General features: G+C 70.1%; 14 protein-coding genes. 5 read left to right on the top strand and 9 right to left on the bottom strand.

All coding sequences use genetic code 11. The annotated features are described in order from the left end of the window. Window positions 1-21 precede the first annotated feature (21 nt). Genes pstS (W7S_RS20400) through W7S_RS20390 form a run of 3 tightly spaced genes read right to left on the bottom strand, consistent with a single transcriptional unit; the run spans window position 22 to window position 3179 of the window. On the bottom strand, window positions 22-1152 hold the full coding sequence (pstS, locus tag W7S_RS20400) for a phosphate ABC transporter substrate-binding protein PstS (protein ID WP_020823406.1): 1131 nt from the start codon (window positions 1150-1152) through the stop codon (window positions 22-24). A 50-nt stretch (window positions 1153-1202) separates the two neighbouring features. Then, complete coding sequence (gene pstS / locus W7S_RS20395) at window positions 1203-2336, bottom strand: phosphate ABC transporter substrate-binding protein PstS (protein WP_014712274.1); 1134 nt, start codon at window positions 2334-2336, stop codon at window positions 1203-1205. 36 nt (window positions 2337-2372) lie between these two features. Continuing rightward, window positions 2373-3179, bottom strand: a complete 807-nt coding sequence (locus W7S_RS20390; RefSeq protein ID WP_008259860.1) for an ATP-binding cassette domain-containing protein — start codon at window positions 3177-3179, stop codon at window positions 2373-2375. Window positions 3180-3363: 184 nt separating this feature from the next. Here W7S_RS20390 and pstS (W7S_RS20385) point away from each other — a divergent pair, with 184 nt between their 5' ends. Then, on the top strand, window positions 3364-4470 hold the full coding sequence (gene pstS, locus W7S_RS20385) for a phosphate ABC transporter substrate-binding protein PstS (protein WP_008259858.1): 1107 nt from the start codon (window positions 3364-3366) through the stop codon (window positions 4468-4470). Between the two features lie 15 nt (window positions 4471-4485). Continuing rightward, entirely contained in the window at window positions 4486-6471 is a 1986-nt protein-coding gene (locus W7S_RS20380; protein WP_008259849.1) for a serine/threonine-protein kinase PknD, read from the top strand. Between the two features lie 3 nt (window positions 6472-6474). Here W7S_RS20380 and W7S_RS20375 read toward each other — a convergent pair whose 3' ends face one another. Further along, window positions 6475-7683 carry a CaiB/BaiF CoA-transferase family protein gene (locus W7S_RS20375; protein WP_008259842.1) on the bottom strand — a complete coding sequence of 403 codons (1209 nt, stop codon included), beginning with the start codon at window positions 7681-7683 and terminating at the stop codon, window positions 6475-6477. 15 nt (window positions 7684-7698) lie between these two features. Continuing rightward, a complete protein-coding gene (locus W7S_RS20370; RefSeq protein ID WP_014712273.1) occupies window positions 7699-8613 on the bottom strand; it encodes a class I SAM-dependent methyltransferase in 915 nt (304 codons plus the stop codon). Between the two features lie 158 nt (window positions 8614-8771). On the opposite strand from W7S_RS20370, the gene W7S_RS20365 reads away from it, so the two are divergent. Continuing rightward, entirely contained in the window at window positions 8772-9422 is a 651-nt protein-coding gene (locus tag W7S_RS20365) for a cation transporter (RefSeq protein WP_014385684.1), read from the top strand. A gap of 6 nt (window positions 9423-9428) precedes the next feature. On the opposite strand, the gene ctpC is transcribed toward W7S_RS20365, so the two are convergent. From ctpC to W7S_RS20345, 4 genes are all read right to left on the bottom strand, one after another. After that, window positions 9429-11645: a manganese-exporting P-type ATPase CtpC gene (gene ctpC / locus W7S_RS20360; protein WP_014383193.1), complete on the bottom strand. Its 2217-nt coding sequence runs from the start codon at window positions 11643-11645 to the stop codon at window positions 9429-9431. An 8-nt stretch (window positions 11646-11653) separates the two neighbouring features. Then, a complete protein-coding gene (locus tag W7S_RS20355) occupies window positions 11654-11935 on the bottom strand; it encodes a DUF1490 family protein (RefSeq protein ID WP_008259830.1) in 282 nt (93 codons plus the stop codon). 109 nt (window positions 11936-12044) lie between these two features. Continuing rightward, window positions 12045-12761, bottom strand: a complete 717-nt coding sequence (locus W7S_RS20350; protein WP_014383192.1) for a TIGR03089 family protein — start codon at window positions 12759-12761, stop codon at window positions 12045-12047. Between the two features lie 6 nt (window positions 12762-12767). Continuing rightward, entirely contained in the window at window positions 12768-14240 is a 1473-nt protein-coding gene (locus W7S_RS20345) for an LCP family protein (protein WP_036389908.1), read from the bottom strand. A gap of 125 nt (window positions 14241-14365) precedes the next feature. Here W7S_RS20345 and rfbD point away from each other — a divergent pair, with 125 nt between their 5' ends. Further along, complete coding sequence (gene rfbD / locus W7S_RS20340; protein ID WP_036429461.1) at window positions 14366-15265, top strand: dTDP-4-dehydrorhamnose reductase; 900 nt, start codon at window positions 14366-14368, stop codon at window positions 15263-15265. Continuing rightward, the gene (locus W7S_RS20335) at window positions 15258-16148 is read left to right on the top strand and encodes a glycosyltransferase family 2 protein (protein ID WP_008259824.1); all 891 of its coding nucleotides are present in this window, start codon (window positions 15258-15260) and stop codon (window positions 16146-16148) included. Before rfbD ends, W7S_RS20335 begins: the two co-directional genes overlap by 8 nt.

Here is a 16148-nt window from a genome sequence, read left to right as displayed (position 1 = left end):
GCGATGTCGGTCACCAAACCCCTACTGGCCGCTGATCTTGGCGATCTGGGCGTCCGACAGCTTCGCCACGTCGGCCGGCAGCGGCTGGAAGTGAACCTTGTCCAGGAACGAGGCGTTGTTGCCGTCGCTGATCGCCCAGTGCAGGAAGGCCTGCAGGGTCTGGGCGGTGGCGGCGTCCTTCTGTCCGCTGTTGACGATGGCGTACTCGTAGTTGACGATCGGGTAGCCGTCCGGCGCCGGGCCGTTGATCAGCGAGATCGCTTGGTTCGCCGGGGTTTTCGAGGCGAATCCGGCGGCCGCGGCCTGAATGCTCTTGGCGTCGGGCAGCAGGTACTTGTCGGAGGCGTTGGCCAGCTGCGCCTCGCCGAGCCCCTTGCCCTGGGCTTGGTCGAGGAAGCTGATGCCGATGTAGGCCACGCAGCCCGGGGTGTCCGCGCAGCCGGTCACCATGCCGCCGTTGCCGTTCTCCCCGAGCGCGCCGGGCACCGTCGGGAAGGCGACGGTGGTGCCGAAGCCGGGCGATTTGCCCCAGCCGTCGGGGTCCTGCTTGGACAGGTACTGGGTGAACAGGAAGGTGTCACCGGAGCCGTCGGAGCGGTGCAGCGGAACCACCGGTGTGGCAGGCAGATTCACGCCGGGGTTCAGCCCGGTGATCTGCGGGTCGTTCCAGGTTTTGACGGAGCCGTTGTACATGCCGGCCAGCACCTTGCCGTTGAGCTTGATGTGTTCGGTGACACCGGGCAGGTTGTAGTTGACCTGCTGCGCGGAAATGGCCAGCGCGATGTTCATCAGTCCCTTGTGCGCGGCCATGTCGCCCTCGGACAGGTAGGCGTCGGAGGCGCCGATCGCGACCGCCCCGGCTGCGGCCTGGGAGATCCCGGTCCCGGAGCCGGTGCCCTGGGTGGTGATAGTGACGTTGTTGTACTTGTCGTGATAGGCGGGGCCCCACAGGTTGAACAGCGGGTACAGCAGCGTGCTGCCCGTCTCCGACAACGTCACCGGCGACGACGCCGGCGTCGTCGCGACCGGGCCGCCGCCACCCTGACTCGGCGCACCGGTCTGCGAGTTCGAACCACACGCAGCGGCGGCGAAAACCAGGGGCGCGGTCGCGGCCATCGCCAGCAACCTACTCATACGAACTTTCACGGCCATCTCCCTTTCTCTTTCCTTTAGGTCCCTTGCGTCCCTTTGCTTTTCTGCGCTCATCCGCCGATCTTGGCGATCTGGGCGTCCGACAGCGTCACCACCTCGGCCGGCAGCGGCTGGAAGTGAACCTTGTCCAGAAACGACGGGCCGTTGCCCTCGGTGATCGCCCAGTGCAGGAACGCCTGCAGCGTCTGGGCGGTGGCGTCGTCGCGCTGGTCCGCGTTAACGATCGCGTACTCGTAGTTGACGATCGGGTACCCATCCGTGGCGGGGCCGTTGATCAGCGAGATCGCCTGGTTCGCCGGGGTTTTCGAGGCGACGCCGGCGGCCGCGGCTCCAATGCTCTTGGCGTTGGGCAGCAGGTATTTGCCGGAGGCGTTGCCCAGCTTTGCCTCGCCGAGGCCGTGCTGGTCGGCCTCGTCGAGCGAACCGATGCTGGTGTAGGCCACACAGCCCGGGTTCGCGGCGCAGCCGGTCACCATGGCGCCGTCGCCGTTCTCGCCCAGCGCTTCGGGCACGGCCGGGAAGGAGACGGTGGTGCCGAACCCGGGCGAGCGGCCCCAGCCGTCGGGGTCCTGCTTGGACAGGTACTGGGTGAACTGAAACGTGCTGCCGGACCCGTCGGAGCGGTGCAGCGGCACCACCGGGGTCGCGGGGAGCTGCAAGCCGGGGTTGATGCCGGCGATCTGCGGGTCATTCCAGGTCTTGATCGTGCCCCGGTACATGCCGGCCAGCACCTTGCCGTTGAGCTTGAGGTGCTGATGCACCCCGGGCAGGTTGTAGTTGACCTGCTGCGCCGAGATGGCCAGCGCGATGTTCATCAGCCCCTTGTGCGCGGCCATGTCGCCCGCGGACAGGTAGGCGTCGGAGGCGCCGATGACGACCGCCCCGGCGGCGGCCTGGGAGATCCCCGCGCCCGAGCCGCTGCCCTGGGTGGTGATGGTGACGTTCGGGTGCTTGGCGCGGTAGGCGGCGCCCCACTCGCTGAACAGTGGGTAGAGCAGCGTGCTGCCGGTCTCGGAGAGCTCGATCGTGGACGTCGCCGGGGCGGTGGCGACGCTGACGGCGGCCGGGCCGGTGCTCGACGCACCACGCCCGGCGGTCTCGGCGTGCGAACCGCACGCCGCGATCCCGAGGACCGGCGGCGCGATGGCCACCAGACCCAGCAGCGTACCCAGACGACTCCTCACGTCCCCGCTTCCTCTTCCCGGCGAGACCCTTTCCCGCTATTGGCTTTCTGAGACGCTTTCCGCGACCCCGGCCGTCTGCGAGGAACCCCGATCCGAGCCCTGTGCCGGCCGGAACGGCGCGAAGTAGCGGACGGTCTCCTCGTGCTGCGGCGACAGGAACAACTGCTTGGTCGGCCCCTCCTCGACCAGCCTGCCCTCGAAAAAGAAGGCGGTCCGGTCGCCGGTACGGGCGGCCTGCGCGAGATCGTGGGTGACCATGATCACGGTCAGCCGGTCGGCGAGGGAGCGGATCAGTCCCTCGATCTTCTCGGTGGTGGTCGGGTCCAGCGACGAGGTGGGCTCGTCGAGCAACAGCACGTCCGGGTTGACCGCGAGCGCGCGGGCCAGGCACAACAACTGCTGCTGGCCACCGGAGAGCCGGAACGGCGAATCGCCGAGGCGATCCTTCACCGCGTCCCACAGGCCGACCTCGGTGAGCCGGGCCTCGGCGACGCTTTTGAATTGCTTGCGCGGCGCCATTTTGTGCGCGCGCACGCCGGCCACCACGTTGTCCATGATCGACATCGGGAACGGGTTGGGACGCTGGAACAGCATGCCCACGCTGCGGCGAAACTCCATCAGGTCGCGGTCGGCGAAGATGGTGCGCCCGCCTAACAGGACGTCACCGCTGTGCCGGAATCCGGAGACCTTGTCGTTCATCCGGTTCAGGGTGCGCAGGAAGGTGGTCTTGCCCGAGCCGGTCGGCCCCAGCAGGGTGGTGACGGAACGGGCGGGGAAGTCGAGGCTGACCTGCTCGAGGACCGTTTTGGGGCCGAACCCCAGGGTGAGGTCGACGGCCCGCATGAGCTGGCCACCCTCGGCGACAGGAGCCGCAACTGCGGCCGGTAACTGTTGTTCGCGACGCATTGACAACCGATGCTACGTGTCTGCGCCCGGCACGCGGTCACCGGCCATTAACCTCTTATTCTTTGTCAAGGGTTTGTATATTCGCGATTGGTTAACTTTTGTTGACGATCGAAGGAGTTTCGTGAGGTTCGCTCGATCTGGCGTCGCCGTGAGCGTGGTGGCCGCCGTCGCCCTGGCGCTGGCGGGATGCGGCGACAACAACTCGTCGTCGGGATCGAGCGGCAAGCAGGCGTCGGTGGACTGCGGCGGTAAGAAGGTCCTCAAAGACAGCGGCTCGACCGCGCAGCAGAACGCCATCGAGCAGTTCGTCTACGCCTACGTTCGGGCCTGCCCGGGTTACACGCTTGATTACGACGCCAACGGCTCCGGCGCCGGCGTGACCGAATTCCTGAACAACCAAACGGATCTCGCCGGTTCCGATGTCCCGCTGGACCCGTCCACCGGTCAAAACGACAGGGCGGCGCAGCGGTGCGGTTCGCAGGCCTGGGATCTGCCCACGGTGTTCGGCCCGATCGCGGTCACCTATCACCTGACCGGGGTGAGCGGGCTGAAACTGGACGGGCCCACCGTGGCGAAGATCTTCAACGGCACCATCACCAAGTGGGACGATCCGGCGCTGAAGGCGATCAACTCGGGCCTGGCCCTGCCGTCGACGCCCATCACGGTCATCTTCCGCAGCGACAAATCCGGCACCACCGCCAACTTCCAGAAGTACCTCGACGGCGCGTCGGACGGCGCCTGGGGCAAGGGCGACAGCGAGGTGTTCAACGGCGGCGTCGGGCAGGGCGCCAGCGGGAACAACGGCACGTCCGCGCTGCTGCAGAACACCGAGGGGTCGATCACCTACAACGAGTGGTCGTTCGCGGTGGGCAAGCAGCTGAACATGGCGTCGATCATCACGTCGGCGGGCCCGGACGCGGTGCCGATCACCAAGGACAGCGTCGAAAAGACGATCGCCGGGGCGACCTTCAAGGGGCAGGGCAACGACCTGGTGCTGGACACCTCGTCGTTCTACAAGCCGACACAGTCCGGCGCGTACCCGATCGTGCTGGCGACCTATGAAATCGTCTGTTCGAAGTATCCGGACGCGGCGACGGGCAAGGCGGTGAAGGCGTTCATGCAGGCCGCGATCGGGCCGGGCCAGGAGGGGCTGGACCAGTACGGTTCCATCCCGCTGCCCAGCTCGTTCACGGCGAAGCTGTCGGGCGCGGTCAATGCGATTTCGTGACATGGAGACTCGACGGTGAGCGATAGCGGACCGGCCTCGCGGGCCGGGTCCTGGTTCGGGCCCTACCGGCTGGTGCGCCTGCTGCGCCAGGGCGGCATGGGCGAGGTGTACGAGGCCGAGGACACCCGCAAGCGCCGCATGGTGGCCCTGAAACTGATCTCACAACAGTTCTCCGGCAACTCGGAGTTCCGTGCCCGCCTGCAGCGCGAGGCCGATATCGCCGGACGGCTGACCGAACCGCATGTGGTGCCGATCCACGACTACGGCGAGATCGACGGGCGTTTCTATGTGGACATGCGCCTCGTCGACGGCGTCGACCTGGGCACGCTGTTGCGCCGCGACGGGCCGCTGGCCGCGCCGCGGGCGATCGCGATCATCAGCCAGGTCGCCGCCGCGCTGGACGCGGCGCACGCCGTCGGGGTGACGCACCGCGACGTCACACCGGGCAACATCCTGATCACCGGCAGCGACTTCGCGTACCTGGCGGATTTCGGAATCGCCCGGGCCGCAACCGATCCGGGGTTGACCCAGTTCGGGACCGCGATCGGCACGTATTACTACATGGCGCCGGAACGATTCACCGACGACACCGTCACCCACAGCGCCGACATCTATTCGCTCGCATGCGTTTTGAGTGAGTGCCTGACCGGCTCGCCGCCGTATCGGGCCGACACGATCGAACGGCTGGTCGCCGCGCACCTGACGAAGGCACCCCCGTCACCCAGCCAACTGCGCCCCGGGGCGTTTCCGCCCGCCCTGGATCAGGTGATCGCCAAGGGCATGGCCAAACGTCCCGAGGAGCGCTATCGCACCGCGGGCGAATTCGCCGCCGCCGCGCATGACGCGCTGACCACGTCCGAGCAGCGCAAGGCGACCACGATCCTGCGCGAAGGGGAGGACGCGGTCCAGCGTGCGGAGGCGTCGGCCCAACGCCCGGAGCGCGAGCCGCAGTCCTGGCCCGCGGCCGAGACCATGGCCGGTCCGGTGGCCCCGAGGACCGTCGGCACCGGCTGGTCCGAGCGCTCCGGCCATCACCCCTCGCTGATCCGTCCCGCCCCAACGACGTTCGGCCACACCTACGGGTCCGGGCCGGACTTCAGGAGTCCCGCCGTGCCGATCGACAGCAAGCGAAAGCAGTGGATCATCGTCGGCGCCATCGCGCTCGTCGCCCTCGTCGCGTTCATCGTGGCGGTCGCCGGTTACCTGTCCACGCGGTCCTCGGGGCCGCCGCAGGAGGCGTCCGGTCAAAGTGTGTTGCCCTTCAACGGGATTGACTTCCGCCTCTCCCCGGGCGGGGTGGCGCTGGACAGCGCCGGCGACGTCTACGTCACCAGCGAGGGCATGTACGGGCGCGTGGTGAAGCTGACGGCCGGTTCGAACGCCACGACGGTGCTGCCGTTCCACGGGCTCTACCAGCCGCAGGGTCTGGCCGTCGACGGCGCCGGCACGGTGTACGTCGCCGATTTCAACAACCGGGTGGTCAGCCTGGCCGCGGGCTCCAACGACCAGAAGGTGCTGCCGTTTTCCGGTCTGAGCTACCCCGAGGGCGTCGCGGTCGACAGCCAGGGCGCGGTGTACGTCGCCGACCGCGGCAACAGCAGGGTGGTGAAGCTGGCGGCGGGCTCCAAGACCCAGACCGAGTTGCCGTTCAACGGACTGAAGAATCCCGACGGTGTCGCCGTCGACGCCGCGGGCACCGTGTACGTCGCCGACACCGACAACAACAGGATCGTCAAGCTCGACGCCAATTCGAATACCCAGGCGGAGTTGCCATTTCAGAACGTCTCCGTGCCGTGGGGCATCGCGGTGGACAACAGCGGCACCGTCTACGTCACCGAACACGACAAGAGTGACGTGCTGAAGTTCCCGGCGGGCTCGAACACGCCGACCGTCCTGCCGTTCGACGGGCTCAACACGCCCTTGGCGGTGGCGGTCGACAAGGAACGAAGCGTCTATATCGCCGACCGCGGCAACGACCGGGTGGTCAAGCTGACGCCCTGAGGCTCACGACGCGGGTTGCGGTGCGCCCAGATACTCCTCGGTGTGCTGCCCGAGGGCCGGGGGAGGGTCGGTGGCCCAGCCGGCCGACGAGGCCTCGAAGCTGGAATAGCGTGCCGGGGTGCGGATCACCGTGACCGCGTCCTCACCCTCGCCGACCGGCAGGGCGAGCTCGTTCTCCGCGAACAGCGCGGTGCCGACCACCTGCTTCCAGGTGTAGGCGTGGCAGGCCATCAGGCCGCCGTCCTGCAGCAGCCGGACCCATTCGTCGGCGGTCTTGGCGGCCAGCGCCTTCTCGAGTTCCTCGGTGAGCTCCGGATAGTTGAGCGCCCGGGCGCGCTGGTCGATGAACCGCTCGTCCTCGCGCATGTCGGGGCGGCCGATGATCTCGCACAGCTTGTCCCAGTGCTTGGGCACGTACGCGCTGATCACCAGGTATCCGTCGGCCGCCTTGAAGGCGTCCGACGGCTGGGTGGCGAACCCGACGCCCTTGCGCCGCTTGGGCTTTGGCGCCGAATCGGACGGCTTGGGTTCCGCGTTGGGCTTGTTCAGGTGGATGGTCAGCTGGCTGGCCTGCAGGCTGACCGCGACGTCGTACATGGCGACCCGCACGACGTCGGCCACGCCGTGGCGCTCGCGGTTGAGCAGCGCGGCCAGGACCGCCTGCGCCAGCACGTGTCCGCTGGCGGCGTCGACGAGCTGGAACGGGATGATCTGGGGTTTGCCGCTGGGCGTGGGCATCCCGGTGGTCATGCCGGATTCGGCGGCGACCATCAGGTCCACGCCGGGCCGGTTGCCCTCCGGGCCGTTGCCGCCGTAGGCCGAGAGGCGCGCGTAGATGAGTTTGGGGTTGCGGGATTGCAGCTCGTCGGGCCCCAGTCCCATGCGTTCCATCACCCCGGGCCGAAACCCTTCCAGCACAACGTCTGCGGTGTCGACCAGCCGCATGATCTGCTGCTTGGCCTCGTCGTCGCGCAGGTCCGCCATCACCGACTTCTTGCCGCGGTTGTGGGGGAGGAACAGGGTGGCCAGCGGCGGGCGGCCGGGCAGCACCGCGGTGATGTGGCGGGCCGCCTCGCCGACGGGCGCCTCGACCTTGATGACCTCGGCCCCCAGGTCGGCCAGCACCTGGCCGGCCATCGGCCCGGCGATGTTCTGGGTGAAGTCGAGCACCCGGAATCCGTCAAGTGGCTTGGGTGGCTTGCTGTTTGGCACTGGTGCCTGCCTTCCTCAACGCGCCGCGTTGCGCACCGCGGTGCAGTAGTAGTTCTGGGCGAAGGGCGCCTCGGGGTCGGTCGATTGCAGCGGGAGCCCGGTGTTGGCCAGCAGCTGATTCAGCGGCGTGCGCACCGGCTGCCAGCCCTGCTGCTGCAGGTAGGTCGCCACGTCGTTGCGCGGCCCGGGGAATCCCAGGTCGCCCAGCGCGATGTCGAGGCCGCCCTGCCGCCACTTTTCGCTCGCCGCGTTCAGCGCGTCCCCGCTGACACCGGTGTTCGCGAACACCTCGGCCACCAACTGGCTGCCGTCGGCGGACAGCTCGGTGATGTTGTCCAGCAACCGATCCTGGGCTTCCGGCGGCAGGAAGCCGATCAGCCCCTCGGCGGCCCAGGCGGCGGGTCGCCCGGCGTCGAAGCCGGCCTGGCGCAGCGCCGACGGCCAGTCGTGGCGCAGGTCGACCGGGACGTTGCGCACCTCGGCGGTCGGCTCGGCGCCGAGGTCGGCGATGGTGGCGGCCTTGAACTCGAGCACCTGCGGCTGGTCGATCTCGAACACCGTGGTGCCCGCGGGCCAGGGCAACCGGTAGGCGCGCGCATCCAGGCCGGAGGCGAGGATGACCACCTGACCGATGCCGGCCGCGCCCGCCTCGGCGAAGAACGCGTCGATGTAGCGGGTGCGGGCGGCCATCATGTCGGTCATGCGCTGCATGCCCCACGGGGCGCCGGGCTCGTCGACGTCGGCGGAGTCGAGTTCACCGGCCGCCCACCGGGTCATGAAGTCGACGCCCACCGCGCGGACCAGCGGCTCGGCGAACCGGTCGTCGATCAGGCCGTCCCGGGTGGCCCGGGCCCGTCCCGCGGCCACCATGGTGGCGGTCGCGCCCACGCTGGTCGCCAGGTCCCAGGTGTCGTCGTCGGTGCGCGCCATCGCGGAAATCCCTTCGGGTCTACTGGTTAGCCACAATAACTACCAACGCCGGGCGGCGGCCGGCGGGCCGGGCCCCGCCGTGCCGGCGGCGCGACACAGATCGATCACGGCCGGGTGTTGCGACCCCGGCCCCGCCGCGCGCTCGCTAACCTGGCCCAATGACCACATCGGCCGCCCTGACGCAGGAATGCACCGCCGCGCACGACGCCGGCTGGCGGCGCGGCGCCGCGTGGGCGCGCCGGCTGGCGTGGATCAGCCTGGCCGTGGTGCTCGTCGAGGGCGCCGTCGGGCTGTGGCAGGGGCTCTCGGTCGGCTCCATCGCCCTGACCGGCTGGGCCCTCGGCGGGGCGTCGGAGGCGCTGGCCAGCGCGATGGTGGTGTGGCGGTTCAGCGGCGCGCGCACCTTTTCCCCGAGCGCCGAGCGGCGCGCACAACGCGGCGTCGCGGTGTCGTTCTGGCTCACCGCCCCGTACATCGCCGCCGAATCCATCCGCGAGCTGGTCGGCGAACACCGCGCCGAGACGTCGATGATCGGCATCGCCCTGACCGCCCTGGCCCTGCTGCTCATGCCGGTGCTGGGCCGGGCGAACCACCGCTTGGGCGCGCGGCTGGGCTCGGGCGCCACCGAGGCCGAGGGGATTCAGAACTACCTGTGCGGCGCCCAGGCGGCCGGGGTGCTGATCGGCCTCGCGGCGACGGCGCTGTGGTCGAGCGCCTGGTGGATCGACCCCGCCGTGGGGCTCGCGATCGCCGGTGTCGCCGTGTGGCAGGGCGTGCGCGCCTGGCGCGGCGAGCAGTGCGGCTGCTGAGCCGGGTCAGTTGCCGCTGCCGTTGCGCGGCGCATCCAACCGGTATCTGATCAGCCGGGAGCTGTTGGCCACCACCGCCACCGACGACGCGTTGTGCAGGATCGCGGCCAGCACCGGGGACAGCGCGCCGCCCGCCCCGATGATCAGCCCGGCGGCGTTGACGGCGATGGACATGCCGTAGTTCTCGCGGATGACGTCGACGGCGCGGGCCCCGAGGTCCCGCACGTCGAGCAGGCGATGCAGGTCGTCGTTGGCCAGGGCCACGTCGGCGGTCTCCACGGCGACGTCGGTTCCGGCCAGCCCCATCGCGATGCCGATGTCGGCGGCCGCGAGCGCGGGCGCGTCGTTGATGCCGTCGCCGACCATCCCGACGATGAAGCCCTCGTCCTGCAGCTCGCGCACCGCCGCGAGCTTGTCCTCCGGCATCACCTCGGCGTGCCACTCGTCGATCCCGAGTTCGCGCGCCACCACCTCGGCGATGTCCGGGTGATCCCCGGTGAGCATGACCACCCGGCGAATACCGTTGGCGCGCAGCTTCTTCAGCACGTCGGCGGCCTCCGGCCGCACCTCGTCGCGCAGGCTGATCAAACCCACCAGCGTGCCGTCGACGGCCAGCAGCAGCGGCGTCTCGGCCTGGCGGCGCAGCCTGTCCACCCATTCCGACGCCTTCTTGGACACCCTGACCTTTTCGGAGCGCAGCAGCCCGGGGCTGCCCAGCAGCAGGGTCCGGCCGTCGGCCCAGGTCCGCATGCCCAGCCCGACCAGCACCTCGCACTCCTCGTGCGGCGGGATGGTGATGTGGCGTTCCTCGGTGGAGCGGATCACCGCCTCGGCCAGCGGGTGCCGCGAGTGGATCTCCGAGCTGGCCGCGTAGGCCAGCACCTGTTCGGGCTGCCAGTCCTTGTGCAGCGCAATGATGTTGGTGACCACCGGGCGTCCGACGGTGAGCGTGCCGGTCTTGTCGAACACGATCGCGTCCACCTGGCCGGCCTGCTCGAGGTGCGAACCGCCCTTGATCAGGATGCCGCGGCGCGCGCCGTTGCCGATCGCCGCGCTGATCGCCGTCGGGGTGGCCAAACCCACCGCGCACGGGCAGGCGATCAGCAGCATCGTCATCGCCCGGCGGACGTCACCGGTGATCGCCAGCGTGATGGCCGAGACGATGAACGAGGTGGGAACGAAACGGCGGGAGAAGTTTTCGCCGACGGTCTGAATCGGCGCCCGGTCGTGTTGCGCCTCTTCGACCCGGGCGATGATGCGCCCGATGGTGGTCTGGTTGCCGACCGCGCTGGCCCTCACCACCAGGCGTCCGCGCACCACCACCGAACCTGCGTGCACGTGCGCGCCGGCCACGATGCTGACCGGCAGGTTCTCCCCGGTGATCGCGGACTGGTTGACGACGGCCTCGCCGTCGACCACCTCGCCGTCGACCGGGATCGCGACGTGGTCGTGCACCACGACCTCGTCGCCGATCTGCACGGTGTCGATCGGCACCTGGACTTCGCGCGGGGTGGGGCCGTCGTCGAGCCGCAGCCACGCCGTGTCCTGGTTGCCGCGCAGCAGCTCCGAGATGGCCCGACGGGTCCGTCGCAGCGTCAGATCCTGCAGGTACTCGCCGATGTTGAGCAGCCACAGCACGGTCAGCGCGACCACGTTCTCCCGCAGCACCAGGCTCGCCACGGTCGCCGCGGAGACCAGCGCGTCGGTCCCGGCCTTGCCGGAGCGCAGCGAGCGCAGCGCGCCGCGCAGGAAGGGGTAGCCGGTGAAGACGGTGACACCGGTGGCGAACAACCGGCCGCTGGGGCCGAGCAGCGGCGGCCGAGCGAACACGTAGCGGCGCATCCCGAGCAGGGCCAGCGCCGCGCCGCCGATCACCATGCGCAGCACGTCGGCGTTGCGGATCTCGGTGGAGTGCGGCGCGCGCGCCGGGATCAGTTCGGCGGCGACGTGCGCCGCGTCGCCGATGGCCGCCAGCACCGAGGAGCGGTCGCAGCGCCGCGGCGAATACCAGACGACCACCGACCCGGTGCGCGGGTAGGCGTGCACCACGCGCACGCCCTCGCACTTGGCGACGGCCTCCTCGACCGCCACGGCGCGCCGCGAATCGGCGCGCACCCAGGCGACCGCGACCCGCATGCGTCCGGCGGCGTCGGAAATCACCTGCAGCGCGGGGTCTTTCGCCCGCACCTCGTCGTCAACGTCGGGGACTAGGGCGAGGTCCATAGCGGCGATCAGTGCTCGTGGTCGTGGGGTTCTGCGATCGAGGGTGTGGGCGCCTCCTCGCCGATGCGCTCGCGGGCCTCGGCCATGACGTCGGCGAGCCGCAGGCGCGCCGACTCGGCGGCCTCCTCGGCCCTGCGGGTGCCGCGCAGACCGAGCTCGGCGCCCTTCACCGCGGTCTCGTGCAGCGGCGCCTTGGCCACGGCCTTGCGCACCACCTCGTAGGCCGTCACGCCGACCAGCCCGGTGACGACCGTCCCCGCCGCCTTCGCCAAGAGCCCGTACACCGCCATTGCCGCAACCTTCCTCGTCGTCCGCGCGTTCAGCCCGTGCTCGCTCGACGTTAACATCGAAATATTGCGATATCAATATGAATCGCGTCGGCGAGGGTGGCCCCCCGCCTCAGAGCACCCGGGTGACCTTTTCGGTCTCGATGCGGCGCGACTGCGCGTCCGGATCGGCGTTGGCCACCTGCACCAGCGAGGCGCCGACGGCCATGATCGCCAGCAGGTTGTCCACCAGCTCGGCGGGTTCGGTCCACGGCTTACCGGACAGCACGCGGTCGCTCGACGTCAAACCCCTTGCCGCCGCAGATGTTTGACAATCCGCCAGCACCTCGTCGACCGAGCGGCCACCCAGCGCGGGCCCCGGGCGCGGTTCGGGGACGATCTGGTCGCCGTGCACCCGCACCGCGGTGGCGTAGTCGGTCACACCGATCGGCAGGTCGGGTGCCGGGCGGCCGAACGCGTCCAGCGACAGCACCGCGACCTCGCCCCCGGCCACCGCGTCGTCGGCTTCGTCAAGGCGCTCGGTGGTGCAGAGCGCCAGGTCGGCCGGCCCCGCCAGCACCGCCTCGGCGCCGATCCACCACACCCCGAACAGCACCGCGGCCGTCTGCCAGTGCGCGGGCAGCAGGATCGCGACGCGACTGGCCGGCCCGGCCCCCAGTTCGTCGCGCAACAGGTTGCCGGTCTTGGCGGCCCAGTTGGCCAGCGTCACCCCGGACAACTCGATGCGCTCGCCGGTCGCGTCGTCGTAGTAGGTGATCCGCGGGCCGACCGGGTCGGCCCGCAACATCGGATCGAGGATGGCCCCGCTCAGCGTGCTCGGTTGCTGCACGGGTCGTTAGTTTATGCACTCCGGTTTGTCGGAGCCGGCGGTCAGGATCGGCGACGGCGGGGGGACGTTGGGGTTGGTGGCCACCGCGCCGGCGGTGGACACCCGCGCGGGCATGATCGTCTCGGTGCCCGACAGGCCCGAGCCCGGGCCGCTGTAGTCGTTGGCCAGCACCACCCGCACCGCGCCCGGCGCCAGCGAGGCGTCGGCGATCACCGGCAGCCCACCCAATTCCTTGGAGACCTCCTTGGCCCCCATGTCGTCGCTCTTGGCGGCGCGGACCTGGCTGGCCTTGACGTGCCCGCCGTCGTTGTTGCCCACCGTGCCCGTGGCAAAACCCTTGGCGCTCAACACGTCTGACACGGCCGCGGCCAGCCCGTTGATGTCGGTGTCGTTGACGACGCTGGCGGTGGTCTTCGCGGGCGTGTAGGCGATCTCCTCGGTCTTGCCCTCCTCCTGCTCGTGCAGGAGTCCGTTCACCCAGTCGGCCACCTGGTGCGGGTCCACCCGCACCACGCTCTGCATGCCGTCGTCGCTCCAGCCGGCGCCGTCGAGCACCGGGATGGTGGCGAACGCGACGTTGCCGCCGGCCAGCTTCTGCATCTGCTGCACGAAATCCATCACGTCCCACCCGGCCGAGATCACCACCGAACGCTGCACGGCGGCTTCCAGGCGCCGCACCGTGGTGGGGCTGGACAGCGTCTTGCCGGAGATGACCCGGTGGGCCAGCGAGGCCATCACCACCTGCTGGCGCACCACCCGGTCCAGGTCGCCGCGCGGCAGTTCGTGGCGCTGGCGCACGAAGCTGAGGGCTTCGGGGCCGCTGAGCCGTTGCGGGCCCGCCGGGAAGTCGGCACCCGAAAGGGGCTCGAACACCGGCTCTTTGAGGCAGACGTCGACGCCGCCGAGGGCCTCGGTGATCAGCGAGAAGCCGAGCAGGCCGATCTCGGCGTAGTGGTCGACGGTGACGCCGGTCAGGTCGGCGACGGTCTTGATCAGCGCCTCGCGGCCGGCCTCGGTGCCCTGGGCGGCCGCGTCCGCCGCGGCGTCGCCGGCGCGGACCAGGCTGGCGCGCTTGGCCTCCCGGGTCTGGCCGTAGACGCCGTTGATCTTCGTCTTGCCCAGGCCGGGGGCGGCGACGTAGGAGTCGCGCGGGATCGAGATCGCGGTTGCCGACTTCCCGTTGTTGGGGATCCGGATCAGGATGATCGTGTCGGTGTTGGTGGCTTCCTCGTCGCCGGCCCGCAGCGTGTCCAGTTCCTCTTGGGACAGCGGGTTGCCGTGCGCGTCGGTGCGGCTGTCGAGGCCGACCAACAGGATGTCGATCGCGCCGTCGTCGCCGCCCTTGCCCAGCGAGGGCGCCGACATGTGAAAGATGCCGTCTTCGAAGGACCGGACATTGCTCCACGCGATCCCGGTGCCGACGACGACCGCGAGCGTCAGCACGGTGGCAATCACACGAACCACACGTTGCACAGGCATCCCACTACATTACTTGCGACACACGAGCTTCACGGGTAGCCGATCGCGGCGTGGCCCGCGCTACCCCGCGATTTCTTGGGCCCCGCGCTTTTCTGGGCTTCGCCGGGCCATGCCAAACTCGAACCATGTCAGGCAGGATCGTGATCGCCGGCGCCGGTGGGCAGCTGGGCGGCTATTTGAGCTCGCTGGCGGCGGATCAGGGCCGGGAGGTCCTGGCGCATTCGTCGTCGCAGTGGGACATCACCGACCCCGCGGCCGCCGAACGGATCGTGCAGCGCGGTGACGTGGTGATCAACTGCGCGGCCTACACAGACGTCGATGGCGCCGAGACCGACGAGGCGGGCGCCTTCGCGGTCAACGAGGCCGGTCCCGGGCACATCGCGCGGGCCTGCGCGCGGGCCGGCGCCCAGTTGATCCACGTCTCCACCGACTACGTCTTCGGTGGCAATTTCGAAGGCGACTTCGGCGGCGCCGCACCGCGACCGTACGAGCCCAGCGACCAAACCGCGCCGCAGGGCGTGTACGCCCGCAGCAAGGCCGCGGGGGAGCGGGCCGTCCTGGCCGCGCTGCCCGAGGCGGTCGTGGTCCGCACCGCCTGGGTCTACACCGGCGGCGCCGGCAAGGATTTCGTCGCCGTCATGCGCCGGCTGGCCGCCGGGGACGGCCCGGTGGACGTGGTCGACGACCAGACCGGCTCGCCGACCTACGTCGGCGACCTGGCCGCCGCGCTGCTGCAGATCGTCGACGACCGCGTGCCCGGCCCGATCCTGCACGCCGCCAACGAGGGAGCGGTATCGCGGTTCGAGCAGGCCCGCGCCGTCTTCGAGGAATGCGGCGCCGACCCGGCGCGGGTGCGTCCGGTCGGCACCGACCGCTTTCCCCGGCCGGCGCCGCGACCGGCCTACTCCGCGCTGTCGGGTGGCCAGTCCGCGGCGGCCGGGCTGCGGCCGCTGCGGCCCTGGCGCCCCGCGCTTGTCGCGGCCCTGGCCGCGGCCGATCGACCGTTACCCTCTACGCGTGACTGACGTGCTGCCGGTCGTGACGGTGACCTACTCGCCGGGCCCGCATCTGGAGCGCTTCCTGGCCTCGCTGTCGCTGGCCACGGAGCGGGAGGTGTGCGTGCTGCTGGCCGACAACGGCTCCACCGACGGCACCCCGCAGGCGGCGGTCGATCGCTATCCCAACGTGCGGCTGTTTCACACCGGAGCCAACCTCGGCTACGGCACCGCGGTGAATCGCGCCGTCGCGCAGCTGGACCGCGACGACGAGTGGGTGATCGTGGCCAACCCGGACGTGCAGTGGGGACCGGGCAGCATCGACGCCCTGCTGGACGCCGCATCGCGCTGGCCGCGCGCCGGTGCGCTGGGCCCGCTGGTCCGCGATCCCGACGGCTCGGTGTATCCGTCGGCGCGGCACCTGCCCAGCCTGATCCGCGGCGGCATGCACGCGGTCGTCGGGCCGTTCTGGAAAACCAACCCGTGGTCGGCGGCGTACCGCCAGGAGCGGCTGGAGCCCAGCGAGCGCCCGGTGGGCTGGCTGTCGGGGTCGTGCCTGCTGGTGCGGCGGTCGGCGTTCGGCCAGATCGGCGGGTTCGACGAGCGCTACTTCATGTATATGGAGGACGTCGACCTCGGCGACCGGCTCGGCAAGGCGGGCTGGCTGTCCGTCTACGTGCCGTCGGCGGAAGTCCTGCACCACAAGGGCCACTCCACGGGCGGGGACCCGGCCAGCCACCTCGCCGCCCATCACAAGAGCACGTATATGTTTCTGGCCGACCGGCATGCCGGTTGGTTGCGCGCGCCGCTGCGCTGGGCGCTGCGCGCCTCGTTGGCGGTACGTTCCCGCCTGATGGTGCGCAGCGCGGTGCGCGCGTCGGGCCGGGCGAAACTGGTAGAAGGGCGACACTGA

It is taken from the genome of Mycobacterium sp. MOTT36Y (assembly GCF_000262165.1).
Classification (GTDB): Bacteria; Actinomycetota; Actinomycetes; order Mycobacteriales; family Mycobacteriaceae; genus Mycobacterium; species Mycobacterium intracellulare.
This window is presented reverse-complemented; position numbering and strand designations above follow the sequence as displayed.

Bases quoted from the DNA above. Each gene is read 5' to 3' on its own strand.
- pstS (WP_020823406.1), bottom strand. From the start codon at position 1,152: ATGGCCGTGAAAGTTCGTATGAGTAGGTTGCTGGCGATGGCCGCGACC.
- W7S_RS20390 (WP_008259860.1), bottom strand. From the start codon at position 3,179: ATGCGGGCCGTCGACCTCACCCTGGGGTTCGGCCCCAAAACGGTCCTC.
- W7S_RS20370 (WP_014712273.1), bottom strand. From the start codon at position 8,613: ATGGCGCGCACCGACGACGACACCTGGGACCTGGCGACCAGCGTGGGC.
- W7S_RS20365 (WP_014385684.1), top strand. From the start codon at position 8,772: ATGACCACATCGGCCGCCCTGACGCAGGAATGCACCGCCGCGCACGAC.
- ctpC (WP_014383193.1), bottom strand. From the start codon at position 11,645: ATGGACCTCGCCCTAGTCCCCGACGTTGACGACGAGGTGCGGGCGAAA.
- W7S_RS20355 (WP_008259830.1), bottom strand. From the start codon at position 11,935: ATGGCGGTGTACGGGCTCTTGGCGAAGGCGGCGGGGACGGTCGTCACC.
- W7S_RS20345 (WP_036389908.1), bottom strand. From the start codon at position 14,240: ATGCCTGTGCAACGTGTGGTTCGTGTGATTGCCACCGTGCTGACGCTC.
- rfbD (WP_036429461.1), top strand. From the start codon at position 14,366: ATGTCAGGCAGGATCGTGATCGCCGGCGCCGGTGGGCAGCTGGGCGGC.